The sequence below is a fragment of the Paractinoplanes hotanensis genome, from assembly GCF_023717965.1.
Taxonomy (GTDB): domain Bacteria; phylum Actinomycetota; class Actinomycetes; order Mycobacteriales; family Micromonosporaceae; genus Actinoplanes; species Actinoplanes polyasparticus.
Genome location: NZ_JAMQOL010000070.1, coordinates 34,405 through 50,030 on the forward strand (window position 1 = coordinate 34,405; position 15,626 = coordinate 50,030).

At 71.6% G+C, this 15,626-nt stretch carries 13 protein-coding genes; 6 read left to right on the forward strand and 7 right to left on the reverse strand.

The window, feature by feature from the left end; translation table 11 throughout:
- Positions 1–76 precede the first annotated feature (76 nt).
- The gene (locus LXN57_RS41790) at positions 77–1,834 is read right to left on the reverse strand and encodes a glycoside hydrolase family 6 protein (RefSeq protein WP_251803851.1); all 1,758 of its coding nucleotides are present in this window, start codon (positions 1,832–1,834) and stop codon (positions 77–79) included.
- Between the two features lie 171 nt (positions 1,835–2,005).
- On the opposite strand from LXN57_RS41790, the gene LXN57_RS41795 reads away from it, so the two are divergent.
- The 3 genes from LXN57_RS41795 (at position 2,006) to LXN57_RS41805 (ending at position 4,764) form a co-directional block, all read left to right on the forward strand.
- Entirely contained in the window at positions 2,006–2,620 is a 615-nt protein-coding gene (locus LXN57_RS41795; protein ID WP_251803852.1) for a hypothetical protein, read from the forward strand.
- A 203-nt stretch (positions 2,621–2,823) separates the two neighbouring features.
- Positions 2,824–4,335, forward strand: coding sequence for a sensor domain-containing diguanylate cyclase (locus tag LXN57_RS48090; RefSeq protein ID WP_285904732.1), 1,512 nt, complete (start codon positions 2,824–2,826; stop codon positions 4,333–4,335).
- A 57-nt stretch (positions 4,336–4,392) separates the two neighbouring features.
- The gene (locus LXN57_RS41805; RefSeq protein ID WP_251803853.1) at positions 4,393–4,764 is read left to right on the forward strand and encodes a VOC family protein; all 372 of its coding nucleotides are present in this window, start codon (positions 4,393–4,395) and stop codon (positions 4,762–4,764) included.
- Here LXN57_RS41805 and LXN57_RS41810 read toward each other — a convergent pair.
- The gene (locus tag LXN57_RS41810) at positions 4,759–5,373 is read right to left on the reverse strand and encodes a hypothetical protein (protein WP_251803854.1); all 615 of its coding nucleotides are present in this window, start codon (positions 5,371–5,373) and stop codon (positions 4,759–4,761) included. The two genes, LXN57_RS41805 and LXN57_RS41810, sit on opposite strands and share 6 nt — an antisense overlap.
- Positions 5,374–5,533: 160 nt before the next feature.
- Positions 5,534–7,693: an FUSC family protein gene (locus LXN57_RS41815; protein WP_251803855.1), complete on the reverse strand. Its 2,160-nt coding sequence runs from the start codon at positions 7,691–7,693 to the stop codon at positions 5,534–5,536.
- Between the two features lie 132 nt (positions 7,694–7,825).
- Here LXN57_RS41815 and LXN57_RS41820 point away from each other — a divergent pair, with 132 nt between their 5' ends.
- Positions 7,826–8,020 carry a DUF397 domain-containing protein gene (locus tag LXN57_RS41820; RefSeq protein WP_251803856.1) on the forward strand — a complete coding sequence of 65 codons (195 nt, stop codon included), beginning with the start codon at positions 7,826–7,828 and terminating at the stop codon, positions 8,018–8,020.
- On the opposite strand, the gene LXN57_RS41825 is transcribed toward LXN57_RS41820, so the two are convergent.
- Complete coding sequence (locus LXN57_RS41825; protein WP_251803857.1) at positions 8,007–8,663, reverse strand: DUF6082 family protein; 657 nt, start codon at positions 8,661–8,663, stop codon at positions 8,007–8,009. The genes LXN57_RS41820 and LXN57_RS41825 overlap by 14 nt on opposite strands.
- Before the next feature lie 167 nt (positions 8,664–8,830).
- Positions 8,831–9,976, reverse strand: a complete 1,146-nt coding sequence (locus LXN57_RS41830; RefSeq protein WP_251803858.1) for an acyl-CoA dehydrogenase family protein — start codon at positions 9,974–9,976, stop codon at positions 8,831–8,833.
- Positions 9,977–10,020: 44 nt separating this feature from the next.
- Here LXN57_RS41830 and LXN57_RS41835 point away from each other — a divergent pair, with 44 nt between their 5' ends.
- Entirely contained in the window at positions 10,021–13,011 is a 2,991-nt protein-coding gene (locus tag LXN57_RS41835; RefSeq protein ID WP_251803859.1) for a glycine--tRNA ligase, read from the forward strand.
- An 84-nt stretch (positions 13,012–13,095) separates the two neighbouring features.
- Here LXN57_RS41835 and LXN57_RS41840 read toward each other — a convergent pair whose 3' ends face one another.
- On the reverse strand, positions 13,096–13,734 hold the full coding sequence (locus LXN57_RS41840; protein ID WP_251803860.1) for a DUF2306 domain-containing protein: 639 nt from the start codon (positions 13,732–13,734) through the stop codon (positions 13,096–13,098).
- Between the two features lie 106 nt (positions 13,735–13,840).
- The gene (locus LXN57_RS41845; protein ID WP_251803861.1) at positions 13,841–14,269 is read right to left on the reverse strand and encodes a DUF6392 family protein; all 429 of its coding nucleotides are present in this window, start codon (positions 14,267–14,269) and stop codon (positions 13,841–13,843) included.
- A gap of 190 nt (positions 14,270–14,459) precedes the next feature.
- On the opposite strand from LXN57_RS41845, the gene LXN57_RS41850 reads away from it, so the two are divergent.
- The gene (locus LXN57_RS41850) at positions 14,460–15,554 is read left to right on the forward strand and encodes a glycerophosphodiester phosphodiesterase (protein WP_251803862.1); all 1,095 of its coding nucleotides are present in this window, start codon (positions 14,460–14,462) and stop codon (positions 15,552–15,554) included.
- Positions 15,555–15,626: the final 72 nt, after the last annotated feature.

A 15,626-nucleotide genomic window follows, 5' to 3' on the forward strand; every position in this document is an offset into this window, starting at 1 on the left:
CCTTTTTACCTGGTTTCATAACACCGGGCCCCGCTCCTCGTGGGTTAGAGCGGGGCCCGGCGGTCCTAATTACCCGTCAGGAGAGCGGCGGGTAGGCGTTGGTCATCAGCTGGCGGAACTGAGCCGAGAACCAGGCGCCGGAGATCGGCGCGTCCGGCAGGGCGCCGGTCAGGCTGTTGCCGTTGCGGGCGTTGCCGGTGTAGGTCGGGTCGCACATCCGGTCGAAGCCCTTGCCCTCGTCGTTCGGGATCAGCTTGGAGGAGCCGTCCGACTCGCCCGGGGGCTTGACCCAGACGTAGGCGTCGATGCCGCTGGCCGGGGCCGCGGTCGGGCGCTCGCCCAGGCCGGCGCCGGACTGGTTGCACCAGTTGCCGGCGTGGATCCGGCGGTCGATGCGCGACTCGTCGACGAAGGTGTCGATGACCGTGGAGGAGCTGGCCGCGGTCGGGCGGGCCGAGCCACCCCAGCCGTTGCGGCTGGTGTCGATCAGCATGCCGATGTTGGAGTTGAAGCCGATCGAGACCAGCTTCTGGCGGAACGCCTGGGCGAAGGTCAGCTCGTCGGTGTACTGGTTCCAGTCGATCCACTTCGACTGCCGGACGCTCTGGCCGCCGACGGTGGTGGTCGGCTGGACGAAAGGCTCCCGCAGCGCCGAGTAGTTCGCCGTGTTGGTGATGAAGCCGTTGACGTTGTTGACGCTGCCCGAGGCCTGGGCGGCCGTGAGCATGATGTCGGCGGTGGGGCCGAGGTTCGAGTCCCAGCCGATCCAGCCGTGGTGCGCCGCGTCGACGTAGTTGTAGCCGTTGGGCAGGGCGCCCAGCTTGTTCAGGGCGTAGCCGACACCCTGCACGTAACCGCCGTTGGCCTTCATCGTGTCGCAGGTCGCCGTGCCGCCGGCCTGGCCGGAGGTGTTGGTGACCAGGTTCGGCAGCGAGTCGATCTCGATGATGTTGATGATCCGCAGGGCCGCGTACTTCGGGTCGGACTGGATCGCGGCGATCGGGTCGATGTACTCGGCCTTGTAACGCGGCAGTTCGTCCGGGCCGAGCTCACCGTTGGAGGCGAGCGCGGAGCAGTCCCGGCCGGGCAGGTTGTAGATCACGAACTGGATGTAGCCGGCGTTCTGCGCGAGGGCCGCGTCCAGGTGGTCACGAACGCCCATCGAGCCGTTCGAGCTGCTGTCGTCGGTGCCCTCGATCGCGGCGATCCGGTCGAGCCAGACCGCGGTCGGGTTGCTCGAGACCCGGTTGCCGCCGGGCTCGGCCTCCGCCTTGGCCTTCCACTCCGGGTTCACGTAGCCGCGCGCCCCGGCGTACGGGTTGTCGACCTTGCTGCCGGTCGGCGGCGGCGTCGTCGGCGGAGTGGTCGGCGGGGTGGTGGGAGGCGTCGTGGGCGGCGTCGTCGGCGGGGTCGACGGGCCGGTGGCGCCGGTGCACGCCGTGCCGTTCAGCGAGAACGTGGTGGGCGCGGTGTTCGTGCCCGAGTAGCTGGCGTTGAAGCCGAAGGTGGCGTTGCCGTTGGTCGGGAGCGACCCCGCCCAGGACGGGTTCGCCGCCGTCACGTTCTGGCCGGACTGGGTGATGGTGGCGCTCCAGCCCTGGGTGACCTGCTGGTTGCCGGGGAAGGCCCAGGTCAGGCGCCAGCCGCCGGAGATCGGGTCACCGAGGTTGGTCACGCTGACCGACCCGGTGAAGCCGTTGCTCCAGCTGTTGGCCGTATAGTCCACCCGGCAGCCGGCCGCGGCGCTCGCGCTGGTCGCGGCGAAGACGCCGAGGCCGGAGACGAGCGATACAGCGGCAGCCGCGGTCAGACCGCGGATGAGGACAGGTCTCATGTGGTGGCTCCTCGAGACATGCGGCGGCGCCCGTAGCGCCCGGGGATAAGCCGGGGATACATCGAGGGGCATCGCTCCCCGGCTGTTTCGACAGCATGACATGGGAGCGCTCCCACCGCAATCGTCTGTTAACAACGGGCTCATCTTGTGGGGATCGCGTATAACAGACGCGTGCAGGTATGGGAGGTCACCGAGGCGCTGGCCGAGGTTCCGGGGGTCGAGGTCAGCGTTCGCCGGGGGCTCCTGGCGATCCACATGCCCGCGCTGGGCGACACCGCGCGGCTGGATCCGGACGAGATTCTGGCTGCTGAGCCGGTCTTCGTGCCCACCCGCGCGGCCGCGGTGCAACTCGACGTGCGCGACGGCCGCGCCGTGCTGCCGCTCATCGTGACCGTCGACGACATGGTGTTCAACCCCGCCTACGCCGACGACCTCGTCCAGCCCGGCGCCCACCGGCAACTGCCGGCCATGCCCAACCTGATCTCATACTCCGAGATGCACCGCGACGTGCGCGCCCTCGGCAAGGCCATCGACGACCCGGCGCTCGACCTGGAACCGGAAACCCTGGCCGCGACCCTGCTGGCCCATCGCTGCTTTCTCGCCGGCGCGATGCGGGTCGGCCTCTGGCCCGTCCGGGTGGCCGCGTGGTGGGAGTACGCCAACGCGCGCGTCGGCGGTCCGTCCGGCGTCGCTCCGTTGCGCTCCGACCCCGACTGGGACGAGCTGATGGCCGACGTCGCCGAGGCCCGCCGCCGGACGGCCACCTCGGAATCGACCATCTCGTAGGCACGGCTTCCGGCGCAGGATCCGACGGCTGTTGGCCGGCCGCGAACAGGTCCCTGATCTCCACCCGCCGTTGAGGTTCTGCCTCTTGTCCCGCGTGAGCTGGGGGCGTGGGTGTTCGGGCACCGCGTCGGCCGGGCCGACCTGCACCCGAACTGCGACCGCCTGCTCGTCAAGCCCGTCGCCCGGGTGCCGACCTTTCTGGCATGAGCATGAGCAGCGGCGTGGGACCGGCGGGCGTCGTCCTCGGGGACGACCCCCAGGACGCCCTGCTCGGTGACCTCGTCTCGTTCATGACCAAGGACACGCCCTCGGTCCAGCACGTGCTGGACCTCTGCGTGCCGCACCTGCGCGAGGCGGCCGGTCTCACCGCGGCCACCGTGTTCGAGCTCGACTCCGAGACCGGCCTGCTGACCGTCACCGCTCGCGTCGGCGAGCCCGGCCGTCGCGACGCGCTGACCGCGGGCAAGGTCTTCCGCCTGGCGGCCGGCGCCAAGCCGCTGCTCAGCGGCGGGCAGATGGCCGTGCGGCTGCGCATCGGCGGGCAGACCGTCGGCGTCCTGCTGCTCACCGGAGCCGGCCTCGACGCCCTGCGCCCCGACGTGCTGGCTCCGCTCGCCCTGCACTTCGCGACCACGCTGCAGGGCCTGGCGGCCGAGAAGCAGCGCCAGTTCGTCTCGCACACCACCAGCATCATCCGCCGCCTCTTCGAGCAGGGCATGGCCGCCGCCGGCGTCGAGGACGCCGCCGGCCTGCTGGCCGCCTCGGCCGCCGAGGGGTTCCGCACCGAGCACGCCGCCGTCATCCTCGTCGACCCGGACGGCACGGTCCGCTCGGCGCACAGCGTCGGACTGCCCGAGGGCGACGCGACGATCGCCGAGCTGCTGGGCCGGTCCGCCGAGGAGTCGCCGGTGTGGCAGACGGTGCGGGACGGGAAAATCGTGCTGGCCAACGACTCGGCGACCTCGGTCGTACGCCCCTGTGACCTCGCCCTGCTCATGAAGCTCAAGTCGTTCGCCGCCATGCCGCTGATGTCCGCCCAGGGCCCGGTCGGCATGATCATGTGTGGCGACTCGGGCGCACCCCGCGAGTGGACCGCCCGGGACCGCATCCTCGCCGATCAGCTGTCGGTCGAGGGCGGCCTGATCATCGACAGCGCCGGCATGCGGCAGGCCGCGCAGGCGCACGTCGCCGAGCTCAGCCGCCAGGCTTTCCACGACTCGCTCACCGGCCTGCCCAACCGCACCCACCTGATCGACCGGGCCGAGCGGGCCGTCCGCGAGGCCGGGGAGACCCGCGACCGGGTGGCCCTGATGCTGCTCGACCTCAACGGCTTCAAGCAGGTCAACGACACCGCGGGCCACCAGGCCGGCGACGCGCTGCTGCAGCAGGTGGCCAAGCGCCTGCTCGGCGCCGTCCGCGACGGCGACGTGGTCTCCCGGCTGGGCGGCGACGAGTTCGCCATCATGCTCACCCGGCAGGCCGACGAGGACGTGGCCGGCGCGGTGGCCGAGCGCATCTGCGACCGTTTGCGCCGCCCCTTCGCGATCGACGGCGCCGAGGTCTCGATCGGCGGCAGCGTGGGCATCGCGCTCTATCCCGACGACGCCACCGACTACGAGGCCCTGATGCGGGGCGCGGACGCCGCGATGTACGAGGCCAAGCGGGCCACCAAGGGCCACGGCGGCGGTTACCGGCGGGTGCGGGCCGGCTTCTGAATCTTGGTCCGGGATACCGGGCGGGACCTGTCCGGTATCCGGCCTAGCGTCGCCGTCATGAACTTCGCTTCGGTACGTCTCATCACCGACCACGTCGGCCCGCTCACCGACTTCTACGAGCAGGTCACCGGGCAGTCCGCGCGGCGGCACACGCCCGACTTCGCCGAGATCGCGCTGCCCGGCGCGACCCTGGCCATCGGCAGCACCGCCACCGTCAAGCTGTTCGGCGAGGGCTCGGCCGAACCCGCGGCCAACCGGACCGCCATCGTCGAGTTCCGGGTCGACGACGTGGACGCCGAATTCGCCCGTCTGCGTGCGGTCGTCGGCGACCTCGTCCAGGAACCCACCACCATGCCCTGGGGCAACCGGTCGCTGCTGTTCCGCGACCCCGACGGCACGCTGGTCAACCTGTTCACGCCGCCCTCATGAGAAGATCCACGCCACCACGACGCCGACCAGGCCGCCGCTGACCAGCAGGCCGGCGCCGAAGCGCCGGGTCTCCGGCCGCCAGACCGACCCGACGCCGATCAAGAGGTAGAGCGGCACCCAGGCCCAGAACGGGGCGGCCAGCCCGGCCATCGCGGGGAACATCGTCATCGAACCCACGGCGGCGCACGGGCCGGCGCAGCCCAGCGCCAGGCCGCTCAGCAGGCCGGCGAGCAGCGGCGGGTCGATCAGGCGGGCCTGCTGCGGCGGCGACGCCACGGTGAGGACCGGGTCGTCGCCCGGGTGCTGGGTCAGGGTGAGCACGTAGCCGGCCGGGTCGTGGACGATCAGCACGCGGCCGTCGGCCGGACCGCTCTCGTCGACGCGACAGCCGGACTGCTGCCAGAGGTCGCGCGTCGACTCGTACACCTCGGGGGTGTGCTCGCCCAGGCCGGGCAGGCGGCCGCCGCGCAGGATGCGGGTGGCTGGCGGCGGCGACTTGAGCAGGGCCGCCGGGATCGGGTCGAGGCGCAGCCCCGGGAACGCGTGCAGCGTCGCCTCCAGCCGCTGCTCGACGCCGCGGGTCAGCTCGGCCCGGCTGCTCTCGCTCACGCGTCACAGCCTGGCCCAGCGCGCAGCAACCCGCCCGATTTATCGGAAAAATACGGCTGATCTTGCCGAGGCGTCCATCCCCAGCCCCCGCCCGCCTCGGGGCGTGGGGCAGGAATTTACGTGATCCGGCTGGGAGGGCGCCGGCTTGTCCACAGGCCGCTCAGGTGGCGCCGTCGGCTACGCGGGAGACGCGGACCCGGATCTCGTCGCCGGGCTCGGGGCGGCCGGTCATGTTGGTCAGGTCCTCGCGCAGTCCGTCCAGCCACGCCCGCAGGTCGGCCACGATGTAGAGGTCCTGGCCCAGGTCGTCGGGCCACCGTGGCGGCGCCGGGCGGTCCGGTGGGCGGCCCGGGGTCTCGTTGCGCAGCAGGCGCCCGGCCGCGTCGTCGTAACAGGCGGCGACGTCGTCGGCCAGCGCGGTCAGCTGGTTCACGAACGGCAGCAGTCCACCGGCCGGGCACGAGCGGACCAGGGCTTCGGCCCCGCGCACGGCGTGGTGGCCCGCGACCAGCGTGGCCTGCCAGTCGAGCCGGGCCGGGGAGTGGCGCTCGCTCTGATAGAGAGCGAACGACGCCTCGGCCAGCTGCCCCGCGAAGCGGGCCTTGGGCAGGGCGTTGCCGGGCGTGGCGCCGTCGGCCATGACGGCGATCGTCTCGCGGACGACCTCGGACGCGGACGCCAGGAACGTGCCGGTCGCGCGGTGCAGTTCCCCGGCCCCGCCCCGCGGCCAGGCGAACAGGCCGATGAGCACGCCGATGGCCGCGCCGATCAGCACGTCGGCCACCCGCTGCTCGGCCAGCCGCCAGTCGACGGGGGTGACCTGCGCGAAGACGAGCGTGATGACCAGCGTGAACAGCGCCTGCGACCAGCCCAGGCCGAGCAGCGGGCCGGCCGCGAAACCGGCGATCATCACGAACGGCAGGGCGACGGCGAACACGAGCGGGTCGAGGCCGGGCAGCAGGATCAGGGCGGCCACGACCGAGCCGGCAACCGTGCCGACCAGCGCCGGCCGCAGCGTCGAGCGGGTCTCGGCAGCCGACGCGCGCAGCACGGTCAGGATCGTCAGCAGCACCCAGAAGCCGTGCGACAGGTCGAGCTCACCGGCGATCAGCCGGGCCACCGCAAGCGCCACGGCCAGACGCAGAGCACCCTGGAAAGCCACGGAGCGCGGGGTCAGATTTTCCCGCAGGCGGTGCCAGTAGAGGGCCGGGGTGCGACGGTACGCATACCAGAACTGTCCCGGACGAGCCGCCTCCGGCGTGGGGTCGGGGTGCCCGGGCGGCTCCCCGGCGGCGATCCGCACCGCGACGACGAGGCTCTTGGTCCACTCCCCGAGCGACAGGGCCAGCGCGCCGAGCCGCAGCCGTTCCGGCGGCAACCCGTTCGGGTCGGTGTTCATCCGCGCGGCCCGGAAGTCGGTGACGGCCGCCGCGACCAGGTTGGTGTCGGGCAGCGGCCCGTCGCCGCGCAGCCAGGCGCCGGTGGCCCCGACGCAGCCGGCCGTGGCGCTGAGCAGTTTGATGGCGGCCGACCGGGTGATCGCCTCGCGGTCGGCCGAGAAGTACAGGTCGACGACCCGGCCGAGCAGCAGCCGGGACGTGCCGGCCGCCGCCGACAGCGCCCGGTCGTGGCGGCCGGCCGAGGCGGGCCGCTCGATGGGTGGCAGCCGCGAGGGTCGCAGCGCGTCGGCCGCGTCGGCCGCCTCGGGCACCAGGGCGGCGAGCCGGTCGCGGCCCGTCGTGTCGCCGGACCAGTCGTCGGCCAGCGCCTCGAGGCAGGCGGCGAGGGCCGAGACCGCGTCGGCCAGGCGGCGCCGGTACGGGATCGGCGCCGGGTCGGGCCACACGAAGAGCTCGGCAGTGGCCAGCAGGGCCACGGCGAGGGTGACGCCGGCGAGCCTTTCCGGCAGCGCCCCGGGGTCGTACGGCGGGAAGCACGGCAAGATGTAGAGCAGTTGCATGCCGGCGGCCAGCCCCACGAGCCGGGGCCCGCCCACCCCGACGAAGCTGACGGCAAAGCCGAGCACGAACATGCCGGCCGCGGCTGCCCAGTTACTGACCGACAGCAGCGTGCCGAGCGAGATCAGCCCCCACACCACCGGCAGCACCGCGACGAGCGTCCGCGCCCGCTGCCGGGGCGACCCCGGGATCTGCGACAGCGCCCCGAGCGCAATGGCGCCGAACAACGCGTACGGCGCCGCGTCCGCGCTGCCGATCACATAGCGGCACAGATAGAACCCCAGACAGGCGACCAGCGTGACCCGGACCGCCCGCCGAACGACCAGCAGCTGCGGATCCCGCCCGCGTACCCACCCCCACATAGGCAGCACCTTTCCATCGCCTGACCGCCGTGGCCACCGACGTGAGGCGCATCTCGGGCTCACCCGATCGGGCGACAGCGTCCCTCCTTGGGCGGACACCGTGTCCCGCCGGCCGACGGTAGCCTCGCAGCCATGGAAGCGGATTGGCGGAAAAGCTCGTACTCAGTCGCGCAGGGCGCCTGCGTGGAAATCGCCTTCGCCGAACAAGATGAAATGGTCATGATGCGGGACTCAAAAGATCCCGCCGGTGCCGTTCTCACTTATCCGGCCGAGACCTGGCGGCAATTTCTGAACGACATCCGGTCGGGCCGGTTCAGCCGGCCATAGCCTTCCTCGCGGCCCGCCGCCCGGCGCAGAGCCCGACCCAGGCTCCCATGCCGGCCACGACGAGCACGAGCAGGGCAGTCGTCCGCGCCGGACGTCCGGACGGGCCGAGGACATCGTCCTGTAGTGCCATCTCGGCTTGGTGGAACTCCTCGTTGACGATCGCGACGAATCGCCGGCGGCCGGCCCGGGCCCGAGTGCTGATCCATTTGCCGCCGACCCGCCTCCACCAATTCCGCGCGACCTCGCCCCGGAACATGTCGGCAGTCATGGCACGAAGCTGTTCGTCGTCAATTTCGCCGAGTTCCCAGATGGCGAGCCAATACATCATCATCAAGTTCGCGTAGAGCTCGTGCCGGGCATGCGAGCCGGCAGCCGTCTCAGGGCTCAGCACCTCGATCAGTTCCGGATTGTCGATCGCAAGCTTGAGGAGTTCGATGTGCTGCTGCCGGTCGATATCGGCGAATTCCTGACGGACCTGCCGCTGCTGAAAGATCAACGAAGCACCGATACCACATAGGGCGACGGCTGAGAGCAGCGCCGAGACTCCGCCGAACGTGTCACCGACGTCAGCCAGGCGCCCCCATGGCAGGGCCGTGCCGGACAGACGGGTCATAACCAGCGGCGACACCACCACAAAGGTCATGACGAGAGCCAGCCCGCACAGCAAGAGTCCGCTCCTGGCACCCCAGAATCCGGGAAAACGAGCCGGCACCGTACGACGAAGAGCCACTCCGACCCCCCAGAAGTCGTCGAGTTCCCCTGCAGAGTGACTACCCAATGCAAACGAGACAGGACTCTGGGTGACGATCCTCAGACGAAGGCGCTCTCCCCGGTTATGGCCCGGCCCACTATCAGGGTGTTGATCTCGCGGGTGCCCTCGTAGGAGTAGAGGGCCTCGGCGTCGGCCACGAAGCGGCCGATGTTGTAGTCGAGGACGATGCCGTTGCCGGCCAGCAGTTCGCGGGCCCAGCCGACCACTTCGCGCATGCGGGTGGTGCAGTAGGCCTTGGCCAGGGCCGAGTGCTCGTCGCGGTACTGGCCCTCGTCCTGCAACTGCGCCAGGCGCACGCACATGCCGAGCGCGCCCGTGACGTTGCCCAGCATGCGGACCAGCAGATCCTGCACGAGCTGGAACTTGGCTATCGGGCGACCGAACTGCTCCCGGTCCTTCGAGTAGTTCAGGGCGATCTCGTACGCGGCCAGCATGACTCCCACGGCTTCCCAGGCCACGCCGCTGCGGGTCTGTCGCAGGACCTTCGCCGTGTCCTTGAAGCTGTTCGCGTTCTGCAGGCGGTCGGCCTCGGGCACGCGCACGCCGGTCAGCCGGATGTCGGCGTTCTGCACCGTACGCAGCGCGATCTTGTTCTCGATCTTCGTGGCCTCGAAGCCCGGCGCGTCACCGCGTACGACAAAGCCCTTGACCTGGTTGTCGGTCTCGTCGCGGGCCCAGACGACGATCAGCCCGGCGAACGTCGCGTTGCCGATCCAGCGTTTCTCGCCGTCGAGCACCCACTCGTCGCCCTCGCGGCGGGCCGTCGTCCGCAGGCCGGCCGCGACGTCGGAGCCACCCGTCGGCTCGGTCAACGCGAACGCGCCCACCTTTTCGAAGGCGGTCATCGCGGGCAGCCAGCGCTCCTGCTGCTCGGGCGAGCCGCACATGGTGATGCTGCCCATGGCGAGCCCGGCGTGCACGCCGTAGAAGGTGGCCATCGACGCGTCGGCCCGGGCCATCTCGAGGGCGAGCCAGCCGTTGAGCAGCGACGACGAGCCCTCGCGACCGGCGATGCCGAGGCCGGCGTACCGCTTGATCAGGTGCATCGGGAAGTCGGCGCGCTGCCAGTGGTCGTTGGCGATCGGCACGACCTCGTCGTCGAGGAACGCGCGCACCCGCTCCACCACGGCGGCCTCGTCATCCGAAAGCAGGTCCTGAAAGGCGTAAAGGTCTCCGGCGAGCATATTGCCTACGTACCCGCGAGCGGCCCGCCCTAGACTTCCAACCCATGCTCACCATGCAGGACGCGCTGGCCCGGTTGACCGCGTACTGGACGGCTCAGGGGTGCCTGACCGTCCAGCCGATGAACACCGAGGTCGGTGCGGGGACGCTGAACCCGGCGACCTTCCTGCGGGTGCTGGGCCCGGAGCCGTGGCGTGTCGTCTACGTCGAGCCCTCCGTGCGGCCCGACGACTCGCGCTACGGCGAGAACCCGAACCGGCTGCAGACCCACACCCAGCTCCAGGTGATCCTCAAGCCCGACCCGGGCAACCCGCAGGAGCTCTACCTGGGCAGCCTCGAGGCGCTGGGCATCGACATCCGGGCCCACGACGTGCGCTTCGTCGAGGACAACTGGGCCTCGCCGGCGCTGGGCGCGTGGGGCCTGGGCTGGGAGGTCTGGCTCGACGGGCTCGAGATCACCCAGTTCACGTACTTCCAGCAGGCCGGCGGCCTCAACCTGGAGCCGGTCTCGGTCGAGATCACGTACGGCATCGAACGCATCATCATGGCCCTGCAGGACAAGACGCATTTCAAGGAGATCATCTACGCGCCCGGGATCTCCGTGCCGTCCGAAGGACCAGGCATCGGCAATGGTGCAGCCGCTGGGATCTCGTACGGCGAGGTCTTCGGCCAGAGCGAGTACGAGATGTCGCGGTACTACCTGGACGATGCCGATGTCGCCGCCAACCGGCAGTTGCTCGAGATCTACGCGGCCGAGGCGCAACGGCTGATCGACGCCGGGCTGCCGGTGCCGGCCCACACGTACGTGCTGAAGTGCTCCCAGGCGTTCAACGTGCTCGATTCACGCGGCGCCGTCTCCACCGCCGACCGTGCCGCCGAGTTCGCCCGCATGCGCCGCCTCGCCGGCGACGTCGCCCGCCTGTGGGTGGCCCGCCGCGACGAGCAGGGCCACCCGCTGGGCCTGGCCGAAGCGCTGCCGCCGGCCACCGCGGCCGCCACCCCGGCCGCGAAGACCAGCCCCCGCGCGCTCATCTTCGAGATCGGCACCGAGGAGCTGCCGCCGGCCGAGGCGAGGTCGGCCCGCGACTACGTGCAGCGCGCGCTGACCGAGGGCCTGGCCGGCACCCGGCTCGAGCACGACGAGGTGCGCGTGTTCGCCACCCCCCGGCGGCTGGTCGCGCTGGTCGCCTCGGTCGCGGCTCAGGAGCCCGACCACGTACGCCAGGTGCGGGGCCCGAAGGTCGGCGCCCCGGCCAAGGCGGTCGAGGGCTTCGCGCGCGGCCAGGGCGTTCCCGTCGATCAACTCGAGACGGCGCTCTACGGCGAAGCCGAGCACCACGTCGCCCGGAAGCACGAGGCCGGCGGCGCCGCGGCCGAGGTGCTCGCGCCCGTGCTGGCGAAGGTCGTGACCGGCCTGCGCGGGGCCAAGAACATGCGCTGGAACGACCCGCAGCTCTCGTTCAGCCGGCCGATCCGGTGGCTGACCGCGCTGTGGGGCGACGACGTGGTGCCGGTCGCGGTGGGCACCCTGGCCGCCGGTCGCCGGACCCGGCTGCTGCGTACGGCCTCGGAGCCGATCGTCCAGGTCGCGTCGGCCGAGACCTTCATGGAGACGCTGGCGCTGGCCGGCATCGTCGCCGACCCCGAGGACAGGCACGACCTGATCGTCACCGGCGCGCAGGACGAGGTCTACCCCGAGGGCCGCATCGACGTGGCCGGCGAGTCCGCGCTGATCGAGCAGATCACGTACCTGGTCGAGGCGCCCACCCCGCTGCTGGGCACATTCGACGAGAGTTACCTGTCGCTGCCGGACGCCGTGCTGACCACCGTGATGCGCAAGCACCAGCGCTACCTGCCGGTCCGCGACGCCTCGGGGGCGCTGCTACCCATGTTCGTCACCGTCGCCAACGGCCCGGTCGACGTCGAGCTAGTGCGCACCGGCAACGAGGCGGTGCTGCGCGCCCGCTACGAGGACGCGGCGTTCTTCTACCGCGCCGACCGCAACACGCCGCTGCCGGACATGCGGGAACGCCTGTCCCGCCTGACCTTCACCGACAAGCTGGGCTCGATGGCCGACCGCTCGGGCCGGATCGCCGCCCTGGCCACGTCGCTGGCCGACTCGCTCGGGCTGTCGTCGGCCACGCTCAACCGGGCCGCCCGCCTGGTCAAGTTCGACCTCGGCTCGCAACTGGTCACCGAGATGACGAGCCTGGCCGGCGTGATGGCCCGCGACTACGCCCTGCACGCGGGCGAGCCGCGCGACGTGGCCCAGGCCGTCTACGAGGCCGAACTGCCCCGCAACACCGGCGACGACCTGCCCGCCTCGATCCCGGGCGCCCTGCTCTCCCTGGCCGACCGCCTCGACCTGGTAGCCGGCCTGGCGGCCACGGTCGGCCTGCCCACCGGCAGCAGCGATCCCTTCGCCGTACGCCGGGCCGTGCTGGGGCTGCTGGCCGTGCACCGCGCCCACCCCGCCCTCTCCGGCCTGTCCCTGCTCGACGGACTGCGCTCGGCCGTCGCCCAGCAGCCCGTGCCTGTCCCGGCCACAGTGCTCGACAGTGCCGGCGAATTCCTGGCCCGCCGCCTCGAACAGGCCCTTACCGAGGAGGGCAAGCCGGTCGACCGCGTCCGGGCCGCCCTCCCCCACCACGCCCGCCCATCGGTCGTCGACACGCTGCTGACCCAGCTCGACACCCTCGTCGGCAACCCCGACTTCGTGGCGGTCGCGGCCGCGATCCAGCGGGCCCGCCGCATCCTGCCGCCCGGCACCACCGCCGGCTACGACCCCTCGGTGCTCACCGAGCCGGCTGAGCTGGCCCTGCACGAGGCGGTAGCCGGCGTGAAGCCCACCTGGGGCGCCGACCTGGTCGCCTTCACCGCCGGCGTCGAGCCGCTGGTCGAGCCCCTGGCCCGCTTCTTCGACGAGGTCTTCGTCATGGCCGAGGACCCCGCCCTGCGAGCCGCCCGCCTCGGACTGCTGGCAACCGTCCGCGACCTCGGCGAGGGCCTGCTCGACTGGCCGGAGCTGCGCCTCTAGATCCTTCCACCATCCGAGCTATGCCACACCACCGCAGCGCTCCCGCCGCCGGCGTTTGCTCCGGAGCGCTTCGTGGCGGGGAGTTCAGCCGCGGAGCGTCGCCGGTGAGGCGGTGGCGCGGCGGTTGCGGGCCGGGCGGCGGATGATCCATTCGGCGACTGCGAGGTTGATCGCCCAGCCCAGGATCATCAGGGCGGCTCGCGGGCCGGGCGCGGGTTCGCCGGCTGCCACGGTGTAGGGCGCGAGGGTGAAGGCCTGGGTTCCGGCTCCCAGGGCCAGCGCGTACGACCGGATCATCCAGGCCCGGTGGCGGCGGATGTCGCGGCGGCGGATCGCGCGTACGGCGGTGACCAGGCCGTACGTCATGGCGGCCGAGACCAGGAGGCGGGCGATGTTGACCACGGTGTGGTCGCTGGGCGGCAGGTCGGAGAAGAGGGTGAGCCACGCGCCGCTGAGGGCCACCGCCAGACCGGCCACGACCAGCACCCGGCCGGCGCGGCGGTGCCAGGTGCGGTGGTCGCGGCGGAAGCCGTCGTCGAACTGGAAGGCGCCGACCAGGCTGTAGATCAGCGCGCCGATGATGTGCACGACCACGGGGGCCGGCATCTCGGTGAAACGTTCGGGCGCGGGGGCGCCGGAGGCCAGGGCGCCCAGACGGGCGGCGCCGGCGATGGAGGGGACCAGCGCCAGGGCGATCAACCCGGCCGGGACGAGCTTCGACATTCCCCGATCGTCGCCGGTCGGACGGGCCGGGTCGTCGGTCCGGAGGCTCGAAGGAACCGGGTCGGAAGTCGGGCCTGGGGGCCGTACTTAAGTACGGCTCGGAGCGTCAGCGGGCCAGGACGAGACCCAGCAGGTGTTCGCCGTCGGGGGCGTACTGGGCGTGCATGACGAACCAGGGGAAGGCCCACTCGTCGGCGGCGCCGCCGTGCTGGGCGCGGTCGGGGTCGGTGCTCCGGGTGGGGCGGCCCAGCGCCGCCCACAGGCTGGTGCGGCGGCCGATCGTGCCGCCGCGGCCGGGGATGACGCCACGGAACGGCCGGAAGCCGGTCCGGTCGTCGAAGTGCAGCACGACCCGGGTGACCCGGTCGTACTCGTCGACGGCGACCGACACACCGTGTTCGCGGGACTCGTAGGTGCGGGCGCCCGGGGTGGCCATCAGGCCGTACTCGTGGCTGACGGTCAGGGCCTGCCCTTCGAGCAGGTTCTGTCCGAGCAGCTGGGTCAGGTCGCTTCGCGGGACGACGTTCGGCTGCATGGCGTCACTCCTGGTCAGGGATTCGGGGGTCACTGTAAGCACGTCGAGTTAACTGCGCGTGAACCCGTGCAGCCTTCCCGATCCGTTTCCGTGATCGCTACGCCGACGATGCCTCGTAGTCGGGTTTGTCCCTTCGACTCGTGCCGGGACCCCGGCGACGGACGCCGCGGTGAATCCCGTGGAGGATCACGTGGCCGACCGACGTCAGGTGCTGCGCATGGGAGCCGTGGCCGCGGCTGCCCCCGCGCTCGCCGGAACGGTTGCCGCCCCGGCGCTCGCGCACGGGCCCAAGCACAAGGAGCCTGAGGTCTTCGGGCACCGCGGCGCCTCCGGCTACCGGCCGGAGCACACGCTCGCCTCGTACGAGCTCGCGGCCCGCATGGGCGCCGACTACATCGAGCCCGACCTGGTCGCCACCAAGGACCACGTGCTGGTGTGCCGGCACGAGCCCGAGATCGGCGGCACCACCGACGTGGCCCGGCACCCCGAGTTCGCCGGCCGCCGGAAGACGGTGCTGCTCGACGGCGTCAGCGTCACCGGCTGGTTCACCGAGGACTTCACCCTGGCCGAGCTGAGGACGCTGCGGGCGATCGAGCGCCTCCCCGCCGTCCGCCAGGAGAACACCCTCTACGACGGCCTGTTCCCGGTGCCGACGTTCGAGGAGGTGCTGGAGCTGCGGGGGCGCCTGTCGAAGGAACTGGGCCGCGACATCGGCGTCATCCCGGAGACCAAGCACCCCACGTACTTCCGGCGGCTCGGCCTCGACCTCGAGACCCCGCTCGTACGGACCCTGCGGAAGCACCGGCTCGACCGGCGCGGCGCCAAGGTGTGGATCCAGTCGTTCGAGGCGGCCAACCTGAAGGTGCTGCACCAGCAGTACCGGGTGCAGGTGAACCTGGTCTTCCTGACCGGCGCCGCCGGCGGCCCGTTCAACGACCCGAAGACGTACGCGCAATATCTGACCCCGGCCGGGCTGAAGGAGCTCTCGTCCTACGTGGACGGCATCGGCCCGGACAAGAACCAGGTCATCCCGCGCAACGCCGACGCCACGCTGGGCACGCCGACGGCGCTGGTGCGGGATGCCCACGCGGCCGGGCTCAAGATCATTCCGTACACGTTCCGCGCCGAGAACCAGTTCCTGCCGGCCGACTACCGGGTGGGCGCCGACCCCAACGCCTACGGACGGGCCATCGACGAGCAGATCACGTTCCTGCGGACCGGCATCGACGGCCTGTTCACCGACCAGCCCGACATCGGCGTGCTCAGCCGCACGCTCGCGGACTGACTCTTCCCGAGGTGGCCGCGTCTCCAGGGCGCGGCCACCGTTCTGCAGGCTCAGCCGCCCGCCGCTATCGCA

Coding starts and splice junctions, on each gene's coding strand:
- LXN57_RS41830 (WP_251803858.1), bottom strand. CDS start 9,976: ATGCTCGCCGGAGACCTTTACGCCTTTCAGGACCTGCTTTCGGATGAC.
- LXN57_RS41805 (WP_251803853.1), top strand. CDS start 4,393: ATGAACTTCGCTTCGGTACGTCTCATCACCGACCACGTCGGCCCGCTC.
- LXN57_RS41845 (WP_251803861.1), bottom strand. CDS start 14,269: ATGCAGCCGAACGTCGTCCCGCGAAGCGACCTGACCCAGCTGCTCGGA.
- LXN57_RS41820 (WP_251803856.1), top strand. CDS start 7,826: ATGGAAGCGGATTGGCGGAAAAGCTCGTACTCAGTCGCGCAGGGCGCC.
- LXN57_RS41825 (WP_251803857.1), bottom strand. CDS start 8,663: ATGACCTTTGTGGTGGTGTCGCCGCTGGTTATGACCCGTCTGTCCGGC.
- LXN57_RS48090 (WP_285904732.1), top strand. CDS start 2,824: ATGAGCATGAGCAGCGGCGTGGGACCGGCGGGCGTCGTCCTCGGGGAC.
- LXN57_RS41840 (WP_251803860.1), bottom strand. CDS start 13,734: ATGTCGAAGCTCGTCCCGGCCGGGTTGATCGCCCTGGCGCTGGTCCCC.
- LXN57_RS41790 (WP_251803851.1), bottom strand. CDS start 1,834: ATGAGACCTGTCCTCATCCGCGGTCTGACCGCGGCTGCCGCTGTATCG.
- LXN57_RS41835 (WP_251803859.1), top strand. CDS start 10,021: ATGCTCACCATGCAGGACGCGCTGGCCCGGTTGACCGCGTACTGGACG.
- LXN57_RS41815 (WP_251803855.1), bottom strand. CDS start 7,693: ATGTGGGGGTGGGTACGCGGGCGGGATCCGCAGCTGCTGGTCGTTCGG.